Annotated in this window: 21 protein-coding genes and 2 tRNA genes; 16 read left to right on the top strand and 7 right to left on the bottom strand. The window is 69.0% G+C overall.

Features of this window, described 5'->3' with window-relative positions; genetic code table 11:
* Nucleotides 1-67 precede the first annotated feature (67 nt).
* Nucleotides 68-1111, bottom strand: a complete 1044-nt coding sequence (locus LRF89_RS06915) for a rod shape-determining protein (RefSeq protein WP_201169784.1) — start codon at nucleotides 1109-1111, stop codon at nucleotides 68-70.
* 119 nt (nucleotides 1112-1230) lie between these two features.
* On the opposite strand from LRF89_RS06915, the gene gatC reads away from it, so the two are divergent.
* From gatC to hslO, 4 genes are all read left to right on the top strand, one after another.
* Nucleotides 1231-1518 (top strand): Asp-tRNA(Asn)/Glu-tRNA(Gln) amidotransferase subunit GatC, encoded by a 288-nt coding sequence (gatC, locus tag LRF89_RS06910; RefSeq protein WP_201169782.1) that lies wholly within the window; start codon nucleotides 1231-1233, stop codon nucleotides 1516-1518.
* Between the two features lie 16 nt (nucleotides 1519-1534).
* Nucleotides 1535-2989 (top strand): Asp-tRNA(Asn)/Glu-tRNA(Gln) amidotransferase subunit GatA, encoded by a 1455-nt coding sequence (gatA, locus tag LRF89_RS06905; protein ID WP_201169780.1) that lies wholly within the window; start codon nucleotides 1535-1537, stop codon nucleotides 2987-2989.
* Nucleotides 2990-3069: 80 nt separating this feature from the next.
* Complete coding sequence (gatB, locus tag LRF89_RS06900) at nucleotides 3070-4509, top strand: Asp-tRNA(Asn)/Glu-tRNA(Gln) amidotransferase subunit GatB (protein WP_201169779.1); 1440 nt, start codon at nucleotides 3070-3072, stop codon at nucleotides 4507-4509.
* Nucleotides 4506-5396, top strand: a complete 891-nt coding sequence (hslO, locus tag LRF89_RS06895; RefSeq protein ID WP_201169778.1) for an Hsp33 family molecular chaperone HslO — start codon at nucleotides 4506-4508, stop codon at nucleotides 5394-5396. The genes gatB and hslO overlap by 4 nt, the downstream gene beginning before the upstream one ends.
* Before the next feature lie 7 nt (nucleotides 5397-5403).
* Here the strand turns inward: hslO and LRF89_RS06890 are convergent, their stop codons facing one another.
* Genes LRF89_RS06890 through LRF89_RS06880 form a run of 3 tightly spaced genes read right to left on the bottom strand, consistent with a single transcriptional unit; the run spans nucleotide 5404 to nucleotide 7276 of the window.
* Nucleotides 5404-6147 (bottom strand): molybdopterin-synthase adenylyltransferase MoeB, encoded by a 744-nt coding sequence (locus tag LRF89_RS06890; protein WP_201169776.1) that lies wholly within the window; start codon nucleotides 6145-6147, stop codon nucleotides 5404-5406.
* Nucleotides 6144-6989 carry a peptide chain release factor N(5)-glutamine methyltransferase gene (prmC, locus tag LRF89_RS06885; protein ID WP_238636824.1) on the bottom strand — a complete coding sequence of 282 codons (846 nt, stop codon included), beginning with the start codon at nucleotides 6987-6989 and terminating at the stop codon, nucleotides 6144-6146. The genes LRF89_RS06890 and prmC overlap by 4 nt, the downstream gene beginning before the upstream one ends.
* Before the next feature lie 26 nt (nucleotides 6990-7015).
* Nucleotides 7016-7276: a Trm112 family protein gene (locus LRF89_RS06880; RefSeq protein ID WP_201169773.1), complete on the bottom strand. Its 261-nt coding sequence runs from the start codon at nucleotides 7274-7276 to the stop codon at nucleotides 7016-7018.
* An 89-nt stretch (nucleotides 7277-7365) separates the two neighbouring features.
* Between LRF89_RS06880 and clpX the strand changes: the two genes are divergently transcribed.
* From clpX to dksA, 3 genes are all read left to right on the top strand, one after another.
* Nucleotides 7366-8625: an ATP-dependent Clp protease ATP-binding subunit ClpX gene (gene clpX / locus LRF89_RS06875; RefSeq protein WP_201169771.1), complete on the top strand. Its 1260-nt coding sequence runs from the start codon at nucleotides 7366-7368 to the stop codon at nucleotides 8623-8625.
* Between the two features lie 89 nt (nucleotides 8626-8714).
* The gene (locus tag LRF89_RS06870) at nucleotides 8715-9791 is read left to right on the top strand and encodes a 3-deoxy-7-phosphoheptulonate synthase (protein ID WP_201169768.1); all 1077 of its coding nucleotides are present in this window, start codon (nucleotides 8715-8717) and stop codon (nucleotides 9789-9791) included.
* 109 nt (nucleotides 9792-9900) lie between these two features.
* Nucleotides 9901-10335: an RNA polymerase-binding protein DksA gene (gene dksA, locus LRF89_RS06865; RefSeq protein WP_201169766.1), complete on the top strand. Its 435-nt coding sequence runs from the start codon at nucleotides 9901-9903 to the stop codon at nucleotides 10333-10335.
* Between the two features lie 24 nt (nucleotides 10336-10359).
* On the opposite strand, the gene prfA is transcribed toward dksA, so the two are convergent.
* Complete coding sequence (gene prfA / locus LRF89_RS06860; RefSeq protein ID WP_201169764.1) at nucleotides 10360-11451, bottom strand: peptide chain release factor 1; 1092 nt, start codon at nucleotides 11449-11451, stop codon at nucleotides 10360-10362.
* The gene (gene hemA / locus LRF89_RS06855) at nucleotides 11372-12721 is read right to left on the bottom strand and encodes a glutamyl-tRNA reductase (protein WP_201169763.1); all 1350 of its coding nucleotides are present in this window, start codon (nucleotides 12719-12721) and stop codon (nucleotides 11372-11374) included. Before hemA ends, prfA begins: the two co-directional genes overlap by 80 nt.
* A gap of 100 nt (nucleotides 12722-12821) precedes the next feature.
* Here hemA and LRF89_RS06850 point away from each other — a divergent pair, with 100 nt between their 5' ends.
* The 8 genes from LRF89_RS06850 to ychF all read left to right on the top strand — a co-directional run bounded on the left by LRF89_RS06850 (nucleotide 12822) and on the right by ychF (nucleotide 19163).
* A complete protein-coding gene (locus LRF89_RS06850) occupies nucleotides 12822-14213 on the top strand; it encodes a tetratricopeptide repeat protein (RefSeq protein ID WP_238636823.1) in 1392 nt (463 codons plus the stop codon).
* The gene (gene lolB / locus LRF89_RS06845; RefSeq protein ID WP_201169761.1) at nucleotides 14203-14814 is read left to right on the top strand and encodes a lipoprotein insertase outer membrane protein LolB; all 612 of its coding nucleotides are present in this window, start codon (nucleotides 14203-14205) and stop codon (nucleotides 14812-14814) included. Before LRF89_RS06850 ends, lolB begins: the two co-directional genes overlap by 11 nt.
* Nucleotides 14807-15673 (top strand): 4-(cytidine 5'-diphospho)-2-C-methyl-D-erythritol kinase, encoded by an 867-nt coding sequence (gene ispE, locus LRF89_RS06840; RefSeq protein WP_201169760.1) that lies wholly within the window; start codon nucleotides 14807-14809, stop codon nucleotides 15671-15673. Before lolB ends, ispE begins: the two co-directional genes overlap by 8 nt.
* 12 nt (nucleotides 15674-15685) lie before the next feature.
* Nucleotides 15686-15760 (top strand) — tRNA-Gln (locus LRF89_RS06835).
* A gap of 57 nt (nucleotides 15761-15817) precedes the next feature.
* Nucleotides 15818-16756, top strand: a complete 939-nt coding sequence (locus LRF89_RS06830) for a ribose-phosphate diphosphokinase (RefSeq protein ID WP_201169835.1) — start codon at nucleotides 15818-15820, stop codon at nucleotides 16754-16756.
* Nucleotides 16757-16781: 25 nt separating this feature from the next.
* A complete protein-coding gene (locus LRF89_RS06825; protein WP_201169758.1) occupies nucleotides 16782-17411 on the top strand; it encodes a 50S ribosomal protein L25/general stress protein Ctc in 630 nt (209 codons plus the stop codon).
* Between the two features lie 7 nt (nucleotides 17412-17418).
* Entirely contained in the window at nucleotides 17419-18003 is a 585-nt protein-coding gene (gene pth / locus LRF89_RS06820) for an aminoacyl-tRNA hydrolase (protein ID WP_201169756.1), read from the top strand.
* 68 nt (nucleotides 18004-18071) lie between these two features.
* Entirely contained in the window at nucleotides 18072-19163 is a 1092-nt protein-coding gene (ychF, locus tag LRF89_RS06815) for a redox-regulated ATPase YchF (RefSeq protein ID WP_238636822.1), read from the top strand.
* Nucleotides 19164-19226: 63 nt separating this feature from the next.
* On the opposite strand, the gene LRF89_RS06810 is transcribed toward ychF, so the two are convergent.
* Nucleotides 19227-19574, bottom strand: a complete 348-nt coding sequence (locus LRF89_RS06810) for an HPF/RaiA family ribosome-associated protein (RefSeq protein ID WP_201169752.1) — start codon at nucleotides 19572-19574, stop codon at nucleotides 19227-19229.
* Between the two features lie 185 nt (nucleotides 19575-19759).
* On the opposite strand from LRF89_RS06810, the gene LRF89_RS06805 reads away from it, so the two are divergent.
* A tRNA-Met gene (locus tag LRF89_RS06805) sits at nucleotides 19760-19836 on the top strand.
* The last annotated feature ends 84 nt before the right edge of the window (nucleotides 19837-19920 follow it).

Here is a 19920-nt window from a genome sequence, read left to right as displayed (position 1 = left end):
GCGTCAGCTTGCGGAGCCTGCCAGTCTAACGCAGGCCCCACCCGGGTTTGCAGCTGCGGTGGTTCGTCTATTCGCTGACGAACAGATCGGCGCCCCGTTCGTCCATGAGCTCCAGGGCCCGGCCACCGCCACGGGCGACACAGGTCAGCGGCTCGTCGGCGACGACCACCGGCAGCCCGGTCTCCTCCATGATCAGCCGGTCGAGGTTGCGCAGCAGCGCACCGCCGCCAGTGATCACGATACCGCGCTCGGCAACGTCGGCGCCGAGTTCCGGCGGCGTCTGTTCCAGAGCGGTCTTGAGCGCCGAGACGATCCCGGACAGCGGCTCCTGGAGCGCCTCGAGGATCTCATTGGAGTTCAGGGTGAAGCTGCGCGGCACGCCCTGCGCCAGGTTGCGGCCGCGGACCTCGATCTCGTTGACCTCGGTATCGGGGAAAGCGGTACCGATCTCCTGTTTGATGCGCTCGGCGGTGGCTTCTCCGATGAGGATCCCGTAGTTGCGACGGACGTAGTTGACGATGGCTTCGTCGAAGCGATCGCCGCCGAGGCGGACCGAGGCGGAGTAGACGATGCCGTTGAGCGAGAGCACCGCGACCTCCGAGGTGCCGCCGCCGACATCGAGCACCATCGAGCCGCTGGCCTCGTCGACGGGCATGTTGGCGCCGATCGCCGCCGCCATCGGCTCCTCGATCAGGTGCACCTCACGCGCCCCGGCGCCGGCCGCCGACTCGCGGATGGCCCGGCGCTCGACCTGCGTGGAGCCGCACGGCACGCAGACGAGCACCCGCGGGCTGGGCTTGAAGAAGCGGGCCTCATGCACTTTCTTGATAAAGTGCTGGAGCATCTTCTCGGTCACCGTGAAGTCGGCGATGACGCCGTCCTTCAGGGGCCGGATGGCGCGGATCGTCCCCGGGGTGCGCCCGAGCATGCGCTTGGCCTCGGCGCCGACCGCCGCGATGCGCTTGCTGCCGCCGTCGCGATCCTGCTGGATGGCGACCACCGACGGCTCGCTCAGGACGATGCCCTGACCGCGCAGGTAGATCAGCGTGTTGGCCGTGCCAAGATCGATGGATAGATCGTTGGAGAAGAGTCCGCGGATACCCTTAAACATGCCCAGCGTTCCTAAGGTCGAAGGTGGCTCAATCTAGCAGTGCCCCGGGGTTTGGGCAAGCTCGGGGCTATGGTAGGTTTTACGGTTGCTATCGCGCCAGTTATGGGGAGAAAGGCTCTATGGCCATCGAGGCAGATGAGGTGCAGCAGATCGCGCACCTGGCCCGCATCCGGATCGACGACGGGGCGGTTTCCGGGTACGCCCGCGACCTGACGGGGATCCTGGAGTTCGTCGAGCAGATGGCAAGCGTCGATACCGAGGGCGTCGAGCCTATGGCCCACCCTTGGGATGCCACGCAGCGCCTGCGCCCGGACGAGGTCACCGAGCCCAACCTGCGCGATCACTATCAGTCCGGGGCGCCGGCCGTCGAGGCCGGCCTGTACCTCGTCCCCCGCGTCGTCGAGTAACGGAAGCCGAACACCCATGCACCAGAAGACCGTTGCCGAGATCTCCGCGGCGTTGCACGCCGGAGAAGTCTCCAGCCGTGAACTCACCGATGCCCTGCTCAAGCGCATCGAGACGTACGACCCCGGGCTCAACAGCCTGATCACCGTCACCGCCGAGCAGGCCCGAGCTGCCGCGGACGCCGCCGACGCCCGGCTGCGCGCCGGCGAGGCCGGGCCACTGACCGGCGTGCCGCTGGTCCACAAGGACATCTTCTGTACCGACGGGGTGGCGACCACCTGCGGCTCGCGCATGCTTGAGCCGTTTCGTGCGCCGTACGACGCCACCGTGGTGCGGCGTCTGGCCGAGGCCGGCGTGGTCATGCTCGGCAAAGCCAACATGGACGAGTTCGCCATGGGGTCGTCCAACGAGACCAGCTACTTCGGTCCGGTGCGCAACCCCTGGGACCTGGACGCGGTCCCCGGCGGCTCCTCCGGCGGCTCGGCCGCCGCTGTGGCGGCGCGCCTGGCCCCGGCTGCCACGGGGACCGACACCGGCGGCTCGATCCGGCAGCCGGCGGCACTCTCCGGGATCTGCGGACTCAAGCCCACCTACGGCCGCGTTTCGCGCTACGGCATGGTGGCCTTCGCCTCCAGCCTCGATCAGGCCGGGCCGTTCGCACGCACTGCCGAGGACCTGGCGCTGCTGCTTGGTCCGATGGCCGGCCTGGACGAGCGCGACTCGACCAGCGTCGACCATGTGGTGCCCGACTACAGCGAGTCGCTCAACCGCTCAATCAAGGGGCTGCGCATCGGCGTACCGCGGGAGTTCTTCGGCGAGGGGCTCGATCCCGACGTCCGCTCCCGGGTCGAGGCCTCCCTGCAGGTGCTTGAGGGCGAGGGCGCCGAACTCGTCGAGGTGCAGCTGCCCAACATGGAGCTGGCCCTGCCGGCCTACTACGTCATCGCGCCGGCCGAGGCCTCGTCCAACCTGGCGCGCTTTGACGGCGTGCGTTTCGGCCACCGTTGCGCTGACCCGCAGGATCTGGAGGATCTCTACAAGCGCAGCCGTGCCGAGGGCTTCGGCGACGAGGTCCAGCGCCGCATTCTGGTTGGCACCTACGCGCTGTCCGCCGGCTATTACGACGCCTATTACCGCAAGGCGCAGCAGATCCGCCGCCTGGTGGCGGACGACTTCCGCCAGGCGCTGGAGCAGGTCGACGTGCTGGCCGGCCCCACCTCGCCGACCCCGGCCTTCGATCTGGGCGAGCGCGCCGATGACCCGGTGCAGATGTATCTCTCCGACATCTACACCCTCGGGGTGAACCTCGCCGGCCTGCCCGGCCTGTCGGTCCCCGCCGGCTTCTCGCGCGGCCGGCCCGTGGGGCTGCAGCTGATCGGCGGCTACTTCGACGAAGCCCGGCTGCTGAACGTCGGGCACAAGTACCAACAGGTTACGGACTGGCACAAGCAGGTCCCTGAAGGGTTCGAGTAGATGCGGGGCGACCCCGGATACCCTGGAACCAACGCCCGCGTCCGCTCGACGCGCCCAAAGCCTACGGAGCGACCGCACCCATGAAGTGGGAAACCGTCATCGGTCTCGAGATCCACGCGCAGCTCGCGACCCGCACCAAGATCTTCTCCGGCGCGCCGACCGCCTACGGCGCCGAGCCGAACACCCAGGCCTGTCCGGTGGACCTCGGCATGCCCGGGGTGCTGCCAGTGCTCAACCGCGAGGTGGTGCGCATGGCCATCAAGTTCGGCCTGGCCGTCGGGGCGCGCATCGCGCCGCGGTCGGTCTTTGCGCGCAAGAACTACTTCTACCCCGATCTGCCCAAGGGTTATCAGATCTCGCAGTACGACCTGCCCATCGTCGAGGGTGGTCAGCTGGACATCGAACTCGAGGACGGCGTCGGCAAGCGCATCGGCATCACCCGTGCCCACCTCGAGGAGGATGCCGGCAAGTCCCTGCATGAGGATTTCCACGGCATGACCGGGGTGGATCTCAACCGCGCGGGGACGCCGCTGATGGAGATCGTCTCGGAACCGGATCTGCGCTCGCCGGCCGAGGCCGCCGCCTACATGAAGAAGCTCCACGCCCTGGTGCGCTACCTGGAGATCTGCGACGGCAACATGCAGGAAGGTTCCTTCCGCTGCGACGCCAACGTCTCGGTGCGTCCGGCCGGGCAGCAAGCCTTCGGCACCCGCGCCGAACTCAAGAACCTCAACTCCTTCCGCTTCGTCGAGCGGGCCCTCGAGTACGAAGTCGAGCGGCAGATCGATCTGCTCGAGTCCGGCGGTGAAGTCGTCCAGGAAACCCGCCTCTACGACGTCGACAAGGGCGTCACCCGCTCCATGCGCACCAAGGAGGAGGCCAACGACTACCGCTACTTCCCGGAGCCGGACCTGCTCCCCGTGGAGGTGGACTCGGCACTGGTCGAAGAGGTGCGCGAGACCCTGCCCGAACTGCCGGACGAGAAGCGCCGGCGCTTCGAGGAGGAGTACGGCCTGCCGGCCTACGACGCCGGCGTGCTGACCGCCACCCGGGACATGGCCGATTACTTCGAGCACGCGGTCAGCGAGTCCGGCGGCTTCGCCAAGCGCACTGCCAACCTGCTGATGAGCGAGCTGCTCGCCTACCTCAACAAGGATGGTCGGGAGATCGGCGACTCGCCGGTCACCCCGGAGATGCTCGGCAAGCTGGTGGCCCGGGTCGAGGACGAGACCCTCTCGAGCCGTGGCGCCAAGGATGTCTTCGAGGCCATGTGGGCCGGCGAGGGCGAGCCGGACGAGGTGATCGAGAGTAAGGGCCTCAAGCAGGTCACCGACACCTCGGCCATCGAGGCCCTAGTCGACGAGGCCATCGCCAACAACCCGAAGCAGCTCGAGCAGTACCGTGCGGGCAAGGAGAAGCTCTTCGGCTTCTTCGTCGGGCAGGTCATGAAGGCCTCCGGCGGCAAGGCCAACCCGCAGCAGGTCAACGAGCTACTCAAGAGAAAGCTGGACGGATCGTGAGCGACGCCAGTCAACGCTTCATCTTCGAGAACGCGGACGTACGCGGCGAGATCGTGCAGCTGGATCAGGTGTTCGCCGCCGTTCGTGAGCACCACGACTACCCGCCGGCGGTGGCGCGTCTACTCGGCGAAGCCATGGCTGCGGCGGCGCTGATGTGTGCCACCATCCGCTCCGACGGTGTGCTCAGCCTCCAGGTCGAGGGGGGCGAGGGCGCGGCGGTGTCCATGCTGCTGGCCCAGGTGGACGCCTCCGACGGGACCCTCCGCGGAACCGCCCGTTACGAGGGCGAACCCGCCCGCGGCGGCCTCGCCGAGCTGTGCGCCGGCGGCCGCCTGGCCATCACCATCGAGCCGGAGGAGGGGCAGCGCTATCAGGGCGTAGTCGGCATCGATGACGGTGGTCTGGCGGCCACGCTGGAAGCCTACTTCCGGGATTCCGAGCAGCTGCCCACCCGCTTGCACCTGGCCTGCGACGGCCGGCGGGCCGGTGGGCTGCTGCACCAGCGGCTGCCCGCCAGTGGCGGCACGCAGCCCACCGAGGCGGATCCCGACGCCTGGGATCGCATCGGCTACCTGGCCGAGACGCTGACCGATCGCGAGCTGCTCGAGCGGCCGGCGCACGATGTCCTGCACCGGCTTTTCCATCAGGAGACCGTGCGCGTCTTCGAGCCGCGCACGCTCGCCTTCCGGTGTCGCTGCTCGGCCGGCCGCATCGCCTCCATCCTCCGCGGTCTCGGCCGCGAGGAGGTCGAGCAGGTGCTCGCCGAGGAGGGTGTGGTCGAGGTGCGCTGCCAGTTCTGCGGCGCCACCTACAGCTACGACCGGGTCGATGTGGCGCAGGTGCTCAGCGACGCCAACGCTGCCCCGGGCAGCGATAGCTACCACTGACTGGGGTCTACGCCGCGTCGGCGCAGACCGGGCAGTGGGGGTCGGCGTTCACGGTCAGTGTGCGCAGGCGCATGCGCAGGGCGTCGATCAGCAGCAGGCGGCCGAAGAGGGGGTCGCCGGCGCCGGAGAGGATCTTGATCGCCTCCACCGCCTCGAGGGTCCCTGCCACGCCGGGCAGGGGGCCGAGCACCCCGCTTTCGCTGCAGGTCAGCTGCGGCTCATCCCCTTCGGCGTAGATGCAGCGGTAGCAGGGTCGTCCGCCGGGGCGGAAGGCGGTGACCTGCAACTCCCAACGGATCACCGCGGCACTGACCAGCGGCCGCTGTGCCGCCACGCAGGCGGCGTTGAGGGCGAAGCGGGTGGCGAAGTTGTCGGTGGCGTCGATGACCACGTCGGCAGCGGCCACCTCAGCGCTCAGGCGCCCGCCCTCGAGGTGCTCCTGCAGCGGCGAGAGGGTGATCTCCGGGTTGCGAGCGGCGACGGCCCGCGCCGCTGAGGTCGCTTTGGGCTGGCCGATGGCGTCGTGGCGGTGGGCGATCTGGCGCTGCAGGTTGGACAGGTCCACGGTGTCGTCATCGGCGATGCGCAGTTCGCCCACCCCGGCGGCCCCGAGGTAGAGGGCCAGCGGCGAGCCCAGCCCGCCGGCGCCCACGATCAGCGCCCGGCTGCCGGCCAGGCGCTGCTGCCCGGCAATATCGAGCTCCGGCAGCATGATCTGCCGGCTGTAGCGCAGCAGCTGCTCGTCGTTCACGGTCGTCTCCCCAGCGTCAGTCGCTCGAGTCCGGCCAGGTCGCGCTCGGTGCGCACCTGTTCCAGCCCGGCGGCGGCGAACAGCCCGCGCACGGCCTCGCCCTGGGCAGCGCCGTGCTCGAGCATCAGCCAGCCGCCCCGGGCCAGCTCTCCGGCAGCCGGTGCAAGCAGGCTGCGGATAGCTGCCAGCCCGTCGCAGCCGGCGGCCAGCGCCTCGCGCGGCTCGTGCCCGAGGCCGCCGTTGGTCCACTCCGGAGCGGTGGTCTCGACGTAAGGTGGGTTGCTGGCGATGACCTGGAAGGGGCCGGCCGGCACCCCCTCGTCCCAGTCACCGGCGATCAGCTCCACGCTCGTCAGTCCCAGGCGTTGCCGGTTCTCCCGCGCCACGGCCAGGGCAGCCTCGCTGCGCTCGGTGGCGGTGATCCGGGCGTCGGGGCGTTCGCTGGCCACCGCCAGGGCGATGGCGCCGCTGCCGGTGCCCAGCTCGAGCAGGCTGCCCCCGGCGGGCAGGCAAGCCAGGGCCTGCTCGACCAGGTGTTCGGTCTCGGGGCGGGGCACAAGGACTGCCGGGGTCACCGTCAGCGACAGGTCGCGGAACTCGCAGCGGCGCAGCAGGTAGGCCGCGGGCTCACCGGCGGCCCGACGGGTGAGCAGGTTCCGGTAGGCGTCGATGGTCGCGGTGGGGACCGGGCGCTCGGGGAAGGCGAACAGGTGGCTGCGGCCGACACCGAGGACCTCGGCGAGAAGCAGCTCGGCATCAAGCCGCCCCGACGCGCTCGACGCCCGCAGCGCATCGATGCCCTCGCGCAGCGCCTGGCCGATGCTCCGCCCTGCCTCGCTCACCGGCCCTCCCGCAGGGGTCTCGCCGCTCAGCCGCGCCCGGCGGTGGCGCCCGGGATGCTGCGCTCTTCGAGCATCACCGGGATGCCGTCATCCACCCGGTAGATACGGCTGCCGTTGTCGGTGATCAGGCCCTCGTCCAGTGGCGCGTCCACCACCGTGTCGTCCAGGTAGCGGGCCTGCCCCTCGGCGATGTGGCGATTGAGCGCCTCCAGCTCCTGCGCCGAGAGCGGCTGCAGGGGGCGCTTGGTGATCGGGCAGCAGAGGATGTCGAGTAGTTTGCGATCCATGGACGGGAGTATACCACTCTCAAGGTTCCTGCTGGCCTGCCGTTGGAACAGGGTGAGGCCTATGGCAAACGAGCAGCGGGGAGAGTGCAATGCCGGGATGGTGTGGCGATGTGTCCGGTGCCTGGCTCGAGGCCCCCGAGAGCATCCCGGGTGTGCCAGAGGAGACCGAGCGGCGCTGTTCCTTCTGCGGGCACGATGAGCAGGTCGCCGGGCCGCTGATCGGCGGCGAGGCGGCGTTTATCTGCGAGCACTGCATCGCCAGCTGCAACGAAGCGCTGGAGGCCGATCGCGAGCGCCGGCAGCAGCGGATCCTCGCCTCCCTGCCGGTGCCCCGGTCGCTGCGCCGCTATCTGGATCACTACGTCGTCGGTCAGGAGCAGGCCAAGAAGGTCCTCTCGGTCGCCGTCTACAACCACTACAAACGCCTGGTCGCTGCCGCCCGCGGCGAGTCGGTGCAGCTGGGCAAGAGCAACATCCTGCTTGTCGGCCCCAGCGGCACCGGCAAGAGCCACCTGGCCGAGTGCCTGGCGCGCTGCGTCGAGGTCCCCTTCGTGAGCGTTGACGCCACCACGCTGACCGCCTCCGGCTACGCCGGCGAGGATGTCGAAGCGGTGATCGGGCGGCTGCTCGCGGCCTGTGACGCCGATCCGGAGCGGGCTGCGCGGGGCATTGTCTACATCGACGAGATCGACAAGCTCGCCGCCCGGGGTGGGGTCGAAGGCGGACCCGATTTGGCCGGCGAGGGGGCGCAGCAGGCGTTGCTCAAGCTGCTCGAAGGGCGCCGGGTGACGGTCTCCAGCGCCGGGTGCCAGGGCAGCCCGGTTACCGTCGATACCGGCCAGATCCTGTTCATCTGCGGCGGCGCCTTCGAGGGCCTGGAGGCCCTCGCCGCCGAGCGCCCGGGTGCGGGTTTCACCGCTGCCGCCACTGGCCCGGCGGCGCCCATGGCCCATCGCGCCGCTGCGCTGCAGCGTTTCGGCCTGGTCCCCGAGCTGGTTGGTCGCCTGCCGGTGGTCGAGTGCCTGCAGCCGCTATCCACCGAGCACTTAATCCGTATCCTGACCGAGCCGCGCAACGCCCTAATCCGTCAATACCAGCTCCTGTTCGCCCGCGACGGCTGTGAGCTCGAGATCACCGCCGACGGCCTTGAGGCGGTGGCGCGGCGGGCGCAGGCGCGGGGCACCGGGGCCCGCGCCCTGCGTGCAGTGCTCGAGGAGGTGCTCCTCGAGCCGATGTTCTCCGTCCCCGCTGCCGGCGGCGAGGTGGTGCGGCTGGTCATCGACGCCGCCGCCGTGCACGGCGGTTCGCCCGGCTACTACTGGCGGGCCGCGGTGCGGCACGCGGTCTAAAGCTCCTTGATGGTCTGAGTCAAGCGCGATTACTATTGATCGGCTAGCCATTCACCACCCGCCGGCGGGCGGGGCGACTCGAGACCGACATGCAAGAGAGCGATAACGTCAACGACGTCAACGTAGCCAACGGTGAGCGTCTTCCGACTCCGGCTGAGATCAAGGCCGAGGTCCCGCTGACGGATGCCGCCCGGCAGACCGTGCTGGAGGGGCGTCAGGCCCTGCGGGATATCCTCGATGGCAAGGATCAGCGCGTGTTCGCCGTGGTCGGGCCGTGCTCCATCCACGACCCCGAGGCGGCGCTCGACTATGCGCGGCGGCTCAAGGCGCTGCACGATGAGCTCAGCGACCACATCTACGTGGTCATGCGGGTGTATTTCGAGAAGCCGCGTACCACCACGGGCTGGAAGGGCCTGATCAACGATCCGGATATGGACGACTCGTTCCGGATTGACAAGGGTCTGCGCATGGGGCGCGAGCTGCTGCGCGAGATCGCCGCCATGGGGTTGCCCACGGCCACCGAGGCCCTCGACCCCTACGCGCCGCAGTATTACGGCGATCTGGTCTCTTGGACCGCCATCGGCGCCCGCACCACGGAGTCCCAGACCCACCGCGAGCTGGCCAGCGGCCTCTCCACTCCGGTGGGGTTCAAGAACGCCACCGACGGCAGCCAGACGGTGGCGATCAACGCCCTGCAATCGGCAGCGTCGCCCCACAGCTTCCTGGGCATCGATCAGGAGGGGCGCATCACGGTCATCCGGACGCGCGGCAACCAGTACGGCCATGTCGTGCTGCGCGGCGGCTCGCAGCCGAACTACGACTCGGTGAGCATCCGCCTTTGCGAACAGGCTCTGGAGAAGGCCGGCATGCCGCAGCGCGTGGTGGTCGACTGCAGCCACTCCAATTCCAACAAGGACCCGGCGCTGCAGTCGATGGTCCTCGAGGATGTCATCCGTCAGATCCGCGAGGGCAACCGCTCGATCGTCGGGGTGATGCTCGAGAGCAATATCGGATGGGGCAGCCAGAAGCTCGGTGCCGACCCGGGCACGCTGGACTACGGGGTGTCCATCACCGATGCTTGCATCGACTGGGAGACCACCGAACAGGTCCTCCGGGAGGCCGCAGGGCAGCTGCGCGGCAGCCTGCGCGAGCGCGCACTGCTGTAGTTGACTCTGCGCAAATGCTGATGTATTTCTCTCGGGCTAGTGCTCTGGCGAGCACAGCCCGAGCGCTTCGCTGAGGGCGGCGAGGGCCGCAAAGGGAGGAGGACGCGGTATGGCTCCGACGAGACACGCGATGCCGGTCAAGGGCTTTGAGCCGTATCAGGCCGGCGAGACCGAAGAGTACATGAGCGACGAGCAGCTGGAGCACTTCCGACAGCTGCTTCTGGCGTGGAAGCGCGAACTCCAGGAGGAGGTGGAGCGCACCGTTCACCACATGCGCGACGACGCCAACAACCACGCCGACCCGTCGGACCGGGCGACCCAGGAGGAAGAGTTTGCCCTGGAGCTGCGGGCCCGGGACCGGGAGCGCAAGCTGATCCGCAAGATCGATCAGGCGCTGGAGAGCATCCGCACGGGCGACTACGGCTACTGCGAGCAGTGCGGGGTCGAGATCGGCCTGCGTCGGCTTGAGGCGCGCCCGACAGCGACCATGTGCATCGACTGCAAGTCGCTGGAGGAGATCCGCGAGCGCCAGCGCGTGGCCTAGATCACGCGCTGCGCCGCGGTTTCATCAGCCGGAGTCCTCGGCGATCTCGGCGAGGGCTTCGGCCTGGTGCTCCTGGATCAGTCCATCCAGGAGTTCATCCATCCCCCCTTCCATGATCTGCTCGATCTTGTAGAGCGTCAGCCCGATGCGGTGGTCCGTCACCCGGCCCTGCGGGAAATTGTAGGTCCGGATCCGCTCTGAGCGATCCCCCGACCCCACCGCCAGGCGGCGCTGTTCGCTGCGCTCCGACTGCTGCCGGGCCCGCTCCTGCTCGTTGAGGCGCGCCTGGAGCAGCGCCATCGCCTTGGCGCGGTTCTTGTTTTGCGAACGCTCGTCCTGGCACTCCACCACCAGCCCGGTGGGCAGGTGGGTGATGCGTACGGCCGAGTCGGTGGTGTTGACGTGCTGGCCGCCGGCGCCCGACGAGCGGAAGGTATCCACCCGCAGGTCGGCGGTGTTGATCTCGATGCCGCTGACCTCGTCAAGTTCGGGCAGGATGGCCACCGTGCACGCCGAGGTGTGGATCCGCCCCTGGGACTCGGTGGCTGGTACCCGCTGGACGCGGTGGGCGCCGGACTCGAACTTGAGGCGGGCGTAGACGCTTCGCCCGCTGACCCGGGCAATGACCTCGCGGTAGCCGCCATGCTCGCCCTCGCGGGCGGATAGGATCTCGGTCTTCCAGCCCTGGCGCTCGGCGTAGCGCAGGTACATGCGCAGCAGGTCGCCGGCGAACAGCGCGGCTTCGTCGCCGCCGGTACCGGCGCGCACCTCGAGGAAGACGTTGCGCTGGTCGTCGGGGTCGGTGGGCACCAGATGCCGTTGTAGCCGGCCCTCGAGTTCCTCGAGCCGATGGCGCGCCTCGTCGGCCTCCTCCTCGGCCATGGCGCGGATCTCGGCGTCGCTGTCGTCGAGCATCGCCTCCGCGTTGGCGACCGCATCGGCCGCCTCGCGGTAGGCGTTCAGGTCCTGGACGACGGGTTCCAGCCGGGCGTATTCGCGGGAAAGTTCGGCAAATTTCGACGGGTCGCCGACGACATCAGGATCCGCCAGCTGCGCGCCGATCTCCTCGTGCCGTTCCGCCATCCGCTCCAGCTTGTTGCGAATCGTCGCCTTCACTAGACCTCTCTACCAGCTGTTGGTCGATGGCCAGGGTCTCCAGTGCGTGCTGGATCCGCGTGCGGTCGCCGCTGGCGGCGGCGGCCCGCAGGCCAACGGTGGGGGCGTGGACCAGCCGCCGGGTGAGCGTGTGGGTCAACCACTCGATCACCTCAAAGGGGTCCTCGCCGCGGGAGAGCTGCCGCGCCGCCTGCGCCCGGGTGGCGCGGGCGTAGCTCTCGGCCCGGTTGCGGAACGAACGGATCGCCTCGCCGGCGTCGCGGGCGCGGCGCCACTCGAGATAGTGCCGGACCTGTTGCTCGACGATGGCCTCGGCCTGGGTCGCGGCGTCCTGGCGCGAGCGCATGTTCTCGGCCACTACCCCGCGCAGGTCGTCCACCGTGTAGAGGTAGACGTCGTCCATTTCGCCGGCCTCGGGCTCGATGTCCCGCGGTACCGCCAGGTCGAGCATGAACATCGGCTTGTGCCGGCGCGCGCGTACCGCCCGCTCGACCGTGCCCTTGCCGAGGATGGGTAATGAGCTGCCTGTCGAGGATACCACCACGTCGGCCTCGGGGAGACGGCGCGGCAGGTCGTTGAGGCTCATGGCCTCGCCGTCGTGGGCTTCGGCCAGTCGTTTGGCGCGCTCGACGTTGCGGTTGGCGACGAGCACCTGGCCAATCCCCTGCTGTGCCAGGTGGCGGGCGACCAGCTCGATGGTCTCGCCGGCGCCGACCAGCACCGCGGTGCGCTTGGGGAAGTCGTCGAAGATCTGCTTGGCCATGGTCACGGCGGCGAAGGCCACCGAGATCGGGTTGGAGCCGATGTCGGTGTCGGTGCGCACCTGCTTCGCCACCGAGAAGGCGTGCTGGAACAGGCGCTCGAGCACCGCGCCGAGGCAGCCGGCGCTGGCCGCCTTGTGGTAGGCGTCCTTGACCTGGCCGAGGATCTGCGGCTCGCCGAGGACGAGGGAGTCGAGCCCCGCCGAGACCCGCATCAGGTGGCGCATGGCCTCGGTGCTGCGGCGAACGTAAAGGTGGGGCCGGACCTTGCGCAGATCCACCCGCTGGTGGCGGGTCAGCCAGCCAATGACCACCTCGGGGTCCGTATGCGGCAGCCGGATGTAGATCTCGGTGCGATTGCAGGTGGAGAGGATTGCCACCTCGTCGGCACCGGTCTCGCTGCGGGCGCTCTGCAGGGCGTCCCCGAGGGCCTCGGCGTTGAACGCCAGGCTCTCACGGACTGCTACTGGCGCACTATCGTGATTGAGTCCAATTGCAAATAATGGCATGAGACTGGCGTCATTAGGCTTCGTTAGGGCACCATCAGGCGTCAACCCGGATTATTACGAAATGCGGACGCTTCGGTAAAGCGTCTCGCCCACGGAAAAAATGCCCGATCCGATCGAATTCTCCAGGGGCGGCCGCTGTCCGGCGTTTCGCCGCCTGCGGCCTGGTGTCGCGCTGGCCGTCTGCGCCCTGGTCGTCGGGTGTGCCGGCCCCCAGCCCGATACCGATCCCCCCGCTGAAGCGCCGACGGCTGCCCTGGCCCCTGAGGCCGAGCCGTGGGAGCCCTCGCCACGGGATGAGGCCATCCGCCATGTGCTAGCTGCAGAGATCGCGGTGCGCCGGGATCGGCTGGACCAGGCCCTGAGCCACTACGCCCGGGCCATGGCAGTCAGCCGCGACGAGCGCGTGGCCGAACGGGCGGTGCAGCTGAGCTTTGTCCTCGAAGAGGAGGGCGTGGCCCGCGAGGCCGCCGAGCGCTGGCGGGAGCTTGCCCCGGAGCGGGTCGAGGCCCATCAGCTGCTCGGCCTGCTGGCCCTGCGCAGGGGTGACGAGACTGCCGCGCGCGAAGAGCTGGAGAAGACCATCGAGCGCTGGCCGGGGACAGCGGGACAGGCCTTCCTGCAGCTCGGCATGCTCCTCGGGCATGGGGCCGACGCCGAAGCGGCTGCACGCGTGCTGGCCGAGCTGGCCGAGGTCCACGCCGACGTGCCAGAGGCGCACCGGGTTCTGGCCGCGGCGGCGGAGCGGGCCGGCGATGACGACAAGGCGGTGGCGGCGGCCGCGCGGGCCTTCGAGCTCGCGCCAGCGGATCGCGAGGCCGGGGCGACCCTGCTGCGGGTTGCCTTCCAGGCCGGGCACGCCGGCGCCCTGGAGACCGACGACGCGCTGGCGCACCTGGAGCGGGTGCGCGAGACGCAGCCGGCGCTGACGTCGCGCACGGCGCTGCTGGAGGGGCACCTGCTGCGCGAGGCCGGACGACCGGAGGCAGCGCTGGGCGCGTACCAGCGCGGGCTGGAGGCGGACGGCGACGATCAGGACCTCTTATACGGGCGCGGGTTGGTGCGTGCGGAGACCGGGGATGTGGACGGCGCCGTGGAGGATCTGCGTCGGGTCCTCGAGGCAGATCCGGGCGACGCCCACGCCCAGAACGCCCTGGGCTACACCCTGGTCGATGCCGAGCGCGATCTGGCCGAGGCCCGCGAGCTGATCGAGCGCGCGCTGCAGCAGGAGCCGGACAACGCCGCCTTCCTCGACAGCAAGGGCTGGCTGCTCTACCGAGAGGGAGATCCGGAGGCCGCGCTGGACTATCTGCGCCGCGCCTTCGAGAAGGAGCCCCACGGCGAGATCGGTGCCCACCTGGGCGAGGTGCTCTGGGAGCTCGGCGAGCGAGAGCAGGCGCGCCAGGTTTGGCGCCGGGCGCTGGACGCCGAACGCGGCCGACGGGTTCTGGAGCGGACGTTGGAGGATTTCGAGGTGGATCTGGATGACGAGTAGATGGGGGGCGCGGCTGCTTGCCGGGCTGCTGGCGGTCGGAGTGCTTTCGGGCTGCGCGCTGCTCGTCCCCGAGGACGAGCGGCAGGCGCATTACGAGGCGTTCCTGGAGGAGCGCGCCGAGCTGCGCGACTGGTCGGTGAGGGGGCGCGCCGCCCTGCGCGCCGACGGCGAGGCGGTCAGCCTCTCCCTGCGCTGGCAGCAGCGGGGCGAGTCCTACACCATCAACCTCTCCGGGCCCTTCGGGGCCGGTGCCGTGCGCATCGAAGGCCAGCCGGGTCAGGTGACCCTGCGCGACGGCGCCGGGCAGAGTGCCACGGCGCAGAGCCCGGAGGATCTGCTGGCCGCGCAGACCGGCCACCGGCTGCCGGTGACTGCACTGCGCGACTGGATCGTTGGCCGTCCGGCCGCGGGCCTGGGGGTGGACGAGCTGAGTCTGGATCGCGCCGGTCGGCCGGACCGGCTGGAGCAGGCCGGCTGGGAGGTGGACTTCCAGGGCTGGACCGAAGTGGACGGTATGGACCTGCCCAGCCGCGTGGATCTACATAGTGGCTCGACGCAGATGCGGGTGGCGCTGTCGGGGTGGAGTCGCGGGGATGGCTGAGTGGAGCGTGTGGCCGGCGCCGGCCAAGATCAACCTCTTCCTTCACGTCCTCGGTCGGCGCGCCGACGGTTACCACGAGCTGCAGACGGCTTTCCAGCTGCTCGACTATGGCGACCGCATCTGGTTGCGCCCGCGCTCCGACGGGTACATCGTGCGTTGCAGCGATCTGCCCGGGGTCGCCCCGGAGGACGACCTGACCGTGCGCGCCGCTCACGCGCTGCAGGTGGCCACCGACTGCGGGTACGGCGCGGATATCCATGTGGACAAACGCCTGCCGGCCGGGGGCGGGGTTGGCGGCGGCTCCTCGGACGCCGCCACGGTGCTCGTAGCCCTCAACCACCTGTGGCGGGCCGGGCTGGGCGAGGAGGCGCTCGCGGGCCTCGGTCTGGCCCTCGGCGCCGATGTGCCGGTGTTCGTCCGTGGGCGCAGTGCCTGGGGGGAAGGCGTGGGCGAGCACCTGCGACCGATGCCCGCCGAGCCGGGGGGCAACCGCTGGTACCTGGTGGTCGATCCGGGGGCGAGCATCTCCACCGCCGAAGTCTTTGGCGCACCGGAATTGACACGCGATACGTCTCCGATCACAATAGCCGACCTTCGCGCCGGCGCCGTTCGCAACGACTGCGAGCCGGTGGTCCGGGGCCGCTGGGCGGCGGTGGCTGAAGCCCTCGAGTGGCTCGCCCGGCACGGCGACGCGCGAATGAGTGGCACCGGCAGCTGCTGTTTCGTCGGCTTCCAGGCCGAAGAGCCAGCGCAAGCTGCCCTAGAGCGCCTGCCCGGGAGGTGGTCCGGGTTCGTCGCTCGGGCCGTGGAACGGTCTCCGCTGCACACTGCGCTGGCGGCGGCGGCTCACCCCGGCTGACCTGTCAACAACTGGGGCGTAGCCAAGCGGTAAGGCACCGGTTTTTGGTACCGGGATTCGCAGGTTCGAATCCTGCCGCCCCAGCCATATCCGCTACACACCGAGTTGTAAGGTGGACGTCTAGCCGTGCAAGTAAACGGACCCATGATGGTCTTTGCGGGGAACTCCAACCCGCAACTGACGGAGGCCATTGCTGCCCATCTGAAGATCCGCCTCGGGCACGCGGTGGTCGGCCGTTTCAGCGACGACGAGATCATGGTGGAGGTCAACGAGCACGTCCGCGGCAAGGACGTCTTCGTCGTGCAGTCCACCTGTCAGCCGGCCAACGACAACCTCATGGAGTTGCTGGCGATCGTTGACGCGCTGCGCCGTTCCTCGGCCGCGCGCGTCACCGCGGTGATCCCGTACTTCGGCTACGCCCGGCAGGACCGGCGCCCGCGCTCTCAGCGCGTGCCCATCTCGGCCAAGCTGGTCGCGGACATGATGCAGGCTGCCGGCTACGACCGGGTGGTGACCGTGGATCTGCACGCCGATCAGATTCAGGGGTTCTTCAACATCCCCGTGGACAATGTCTACGCCTCGCCGATCCTGCTCGGTGACATCTGGCGTCAGCTCTACCCGCGCAAGGTGGTGGTCTCGCCGGATGTTGGCGGCGTGGTCCGGGCGCGGGCGGTGGCCAAGCGGCTCGACGATGCCGAGCTGGCCATCATCGACAAGCGCCGTCCACGGCCCAACGAGTCCTCGATCATGAACATCATCGGCGATGTGCAGGACAAGACCTGCATCATCGTCGACGACATCGTGGATACCGCCGGCACCCTCTGCCAGGCTGCCGGCGCCCTCAAGGAGCGGGGCGCACGCAAGGTGGTCGCGTACATCACCCACCCGGTGCTCTCGGGCAGCGCAGTGGATAAGATCGCGGCCTCCGAGCTCGACGAGCTGGTGGTCAGCGACAGCATCCCGCTCGGCGAGCAAGCGGCCGCGTGCCCGAAGATTCGACAACTGAGTATCGCGGAGATCCTCGCCGAGACGATGCGTCGGGTCAGCAACGACGAGTCGGTGAGCGAGCTCTTCGTGGAGTGATTCCCAACCAGGAGTGGAACCAATCATGACGGTGGAAATGAGGCTCGACGCGCATCCGCGCACGGAGACCGGCCGCGGCGCCATGCGCCGTCTGCGTCGTGCCCGGCGCGTCCCGGGTGTCGTCTACGGTGCCGGCAGAGAGCCGCAACCGGTGGCGCTCGAGAACGATCAGCTCTACCGGCTGCTCGAGGAGGAGTCCTTCTTCTCCACGATCCTGCAGGTCCAGATGGGCTCTGAGACCGAGCAGGCCATCGTCAAGGATCTGCAGCGCCATCCGTTCAAACCGCTGGTTCAGCACATCGACCTGCAGCGCGTTCGCGATGACCAGCCGATCACCGTGCATGTGCCGCTGCACATCCACGGCGAGGAGCAGTCCCCGGGCGTGAAGAAGGGCGGCGTGCTCCACCACGACCTGCTCGATCTCGAGGTGGTCTGCCTGCCCAAGGATCTGCCGCCGCATATCGATATCGACGTTTCCAGCCTCAAGGTTGGCCAGGCGGTCCACATCAGTGAGCTGACGCTGCCCGAGGGGGTCCAGTCGGCGGCGCTGCAACAGGGCGAGGGGCACGATGCGCCTGTGGTCTCGGTTCAGGCAACTCGTAAGACGCGAGGCGCCAGCAGCGGCGACGAGGCCGAGTCCTCCGAGTCCGAGTAACGCCGAAGTGGCCGGCCGGGAAGGCAATTTCCGGCTCATCGCTGGCCTCGGCAACCCTGGCAGCAAGTACGCTGGAACCCGGCACAATGCCGGGTTCTGGCTTGTTGATGAGCTGGTCCGTCGCTACGGGGGCGAGCTGCGGGAAGAGTCCAAGTTCCGCGGCGATTGTGCCCGTGTGCTCATCGACGGCTACGACTGCCGGCTGGTCAAACCGATGACCTATATGAACCACAGCGGTCAGGCCGTCGGTGCGCTCGCGAACTTCTTCAAGATCCCGCCCGAGGCGATCCTGGTCGCCCACGACGAGATCGACCTGCCACCGGGCAGCGTCCGGCTCAAGCGGGGCGGCGGGCACGGCGGGCACAACGGTCTGCGCCACATCCAGTCGACCCTCGGTACCGCCGAATTCGCCCGGCTGCGCATCGGCGTCGGTCACCCGGGGCACAAGGACCAGGTGGTCCCGCACGTCCTCTCCCGTCCGGCCCCCGACGAGCTGCGCCTGCTCGAACGGGCCATCGACGACGCCGCCGACGAGATACCGCGTCTGCTGGCCGGGGAGTGGGACCGCGCCTGCCAGCAGCTCCACGCCTAGGGGAGACGGGCCGGCCCGCCGGCCTGTACGCGCCCTCCAAGTCACCCAACCGCTTTCAGGATCGCGCCATGGGATTTAACTGCGGCATCGTCGGGCTTCCCAACGTCGGCAAATCGACGCTGTTCAACGCCCTGACCCAGAACGACATCCCGGCAGAGAACTACCCGTTCTGCACCATCGACCCGAATGTCGGCATCGTCGCCGTCCCCGATCCGCGGCTCTACCGGCTGGCGGAGCTGGTGCGCCCCGAGCGCACCATCCCCACCACCATGGAGTTCGTGGACATCGCCGGTCTGGTCTCCGGCGCCTCCCGCGGAGAGGGGCTGGGCAACCAGTTTCTCGCCCATATCCGCGAGACCGACGCCGTGGCCATGGTCCTGCGCTGCTTTGAGAGCGAGGACGTCCACCACGTCGAGGGGCGCGTCGACCCGCGGGCCGACGCCGAGACCATCCACACCGAGCTGGCGCTGGCCGATCTGGACACCGTCTCGCGGGCGCTGCAGCGCCAGGAGCGGGCCGCCAAGAGTGGTGACAAGGAGGCGGTGCGCCTGCGCGATCTACTCGAGCGAGCCCGCCAGGCCCTCGACGAGGGGCAGCCGCTGCGGACCCAGGCATTCAGCGAAGAGGAGCGCCGGCAGCTGCAAGGCTACCACCTGATCACCCTCAAGCCGCTGATGTACATCGCCAACGTGGCTGAGGACGGCTTTAGCGACAATCCGCTGCTGGCCGACGTCCAGGCCCTGGCCGAGAGCGAGGGTGCTCGGGTGGTGCCGGTCTGCGCCGCCATCGAGGCCGAGCTGGCCGTGCTCGATGACGCGGAGCGCGACGAGTTCCTGGCCGAGTACGGGCTCGAGGAGCCGGGGCTCAACCGCGTGATCAGGGCCGGTTACGACCTACTCGGTCTGCAGACCTTCTTTACCGCTGGCGAGAAGGAGGTCCGGGCATGGACCGTGCGCCGCGGCGCCACCGCCCCCGAGGCGGCCGGCCGCATCCACACCGACATGCAGCGCGGCTTCATACGGGCCGAGGTGGTCGCCTACGACGACTACATTGCTTACAACGGCGAGCAGGGTGCCAAGGATGCCGGGCGTTGGCGGCTGGAGGGGAAGGAGTACGTCCTCAACGAGGGAGACGTGATGCATTTCCGTTTCAACGTCTGACACCGCCCGCCTCGGGACGGCAAAGCGGGCGCGGCGCAGCAGCCGCCGCCGCGCCCGAAAGCCTTACTCCGGCCGTTCCGCGTTCCGGTCGGCCTTGCGCTGCTTGTCGGCGAGCTTGCCCAGGCGGCCCTCAAGTACCCGCTCAAGCCTCTTGGCCGCGCCGCGGGCGGCGTCGTAGGCATCATCGGCGGTGTTCTCCGCCAGCACTGGATCCAGCCCACGGGGGCGGGCCTCGATGCGGCAATGCTTGTTGACCCCGCCCTTGGGGCCGTTGATGTCCTGGAAGTGCACCTCGATGCGGGTCAACTGCTCCCCGAAGCGCCGGTCGACTGCGCCCAGTGCCTCACGGATGCTTTCTTCCAGCGCGTCTGAGACGTGCACGCCGGCGCCAGGATTGATCTGAATCTGCATGGATGCGGAATCTCCTCCAGGTCGTTCGTGGTGGATCGTCGTTGGCGCACAGCACGGACCTGCCGCGTCCGGGCGCCCCGGCACTTATTCTGACGGAACCGGCCCAGCGTACCAAGGGCCCCGGCACACGGCGGCCGCAGCCTTGACACGATCAGCGCGGGCTCGGAGAATATGCGGTGCCACGTGGCTATGTAGCTCAGCTGGTTAGAGCGTCGCACTCATAATGCGAAGGTCGGTGGTTCGACTCCACCCATAGCCACCAGAAAATCAGATACTTACAGCACCAACCCCGCTCCGAAAACGCCAACTGCTGCACTACTGCTGCACTCGGAGCGAGCTAGCTATC

The organism is Halorhodospira sp. 9621 (genome assembly GCF_022228055.1).
GTDB lineage: Bacteria > Pseudomonadota > Gammaproteobacteria > Nitrococcales > Halorhodospiraceae > Halorhodospira > Halorhodospira halophila_A.
Note: the sequence above shows the minus strand (reverse complement) of the source record. Positions and strands in the feature narration are given on the sequence as shown.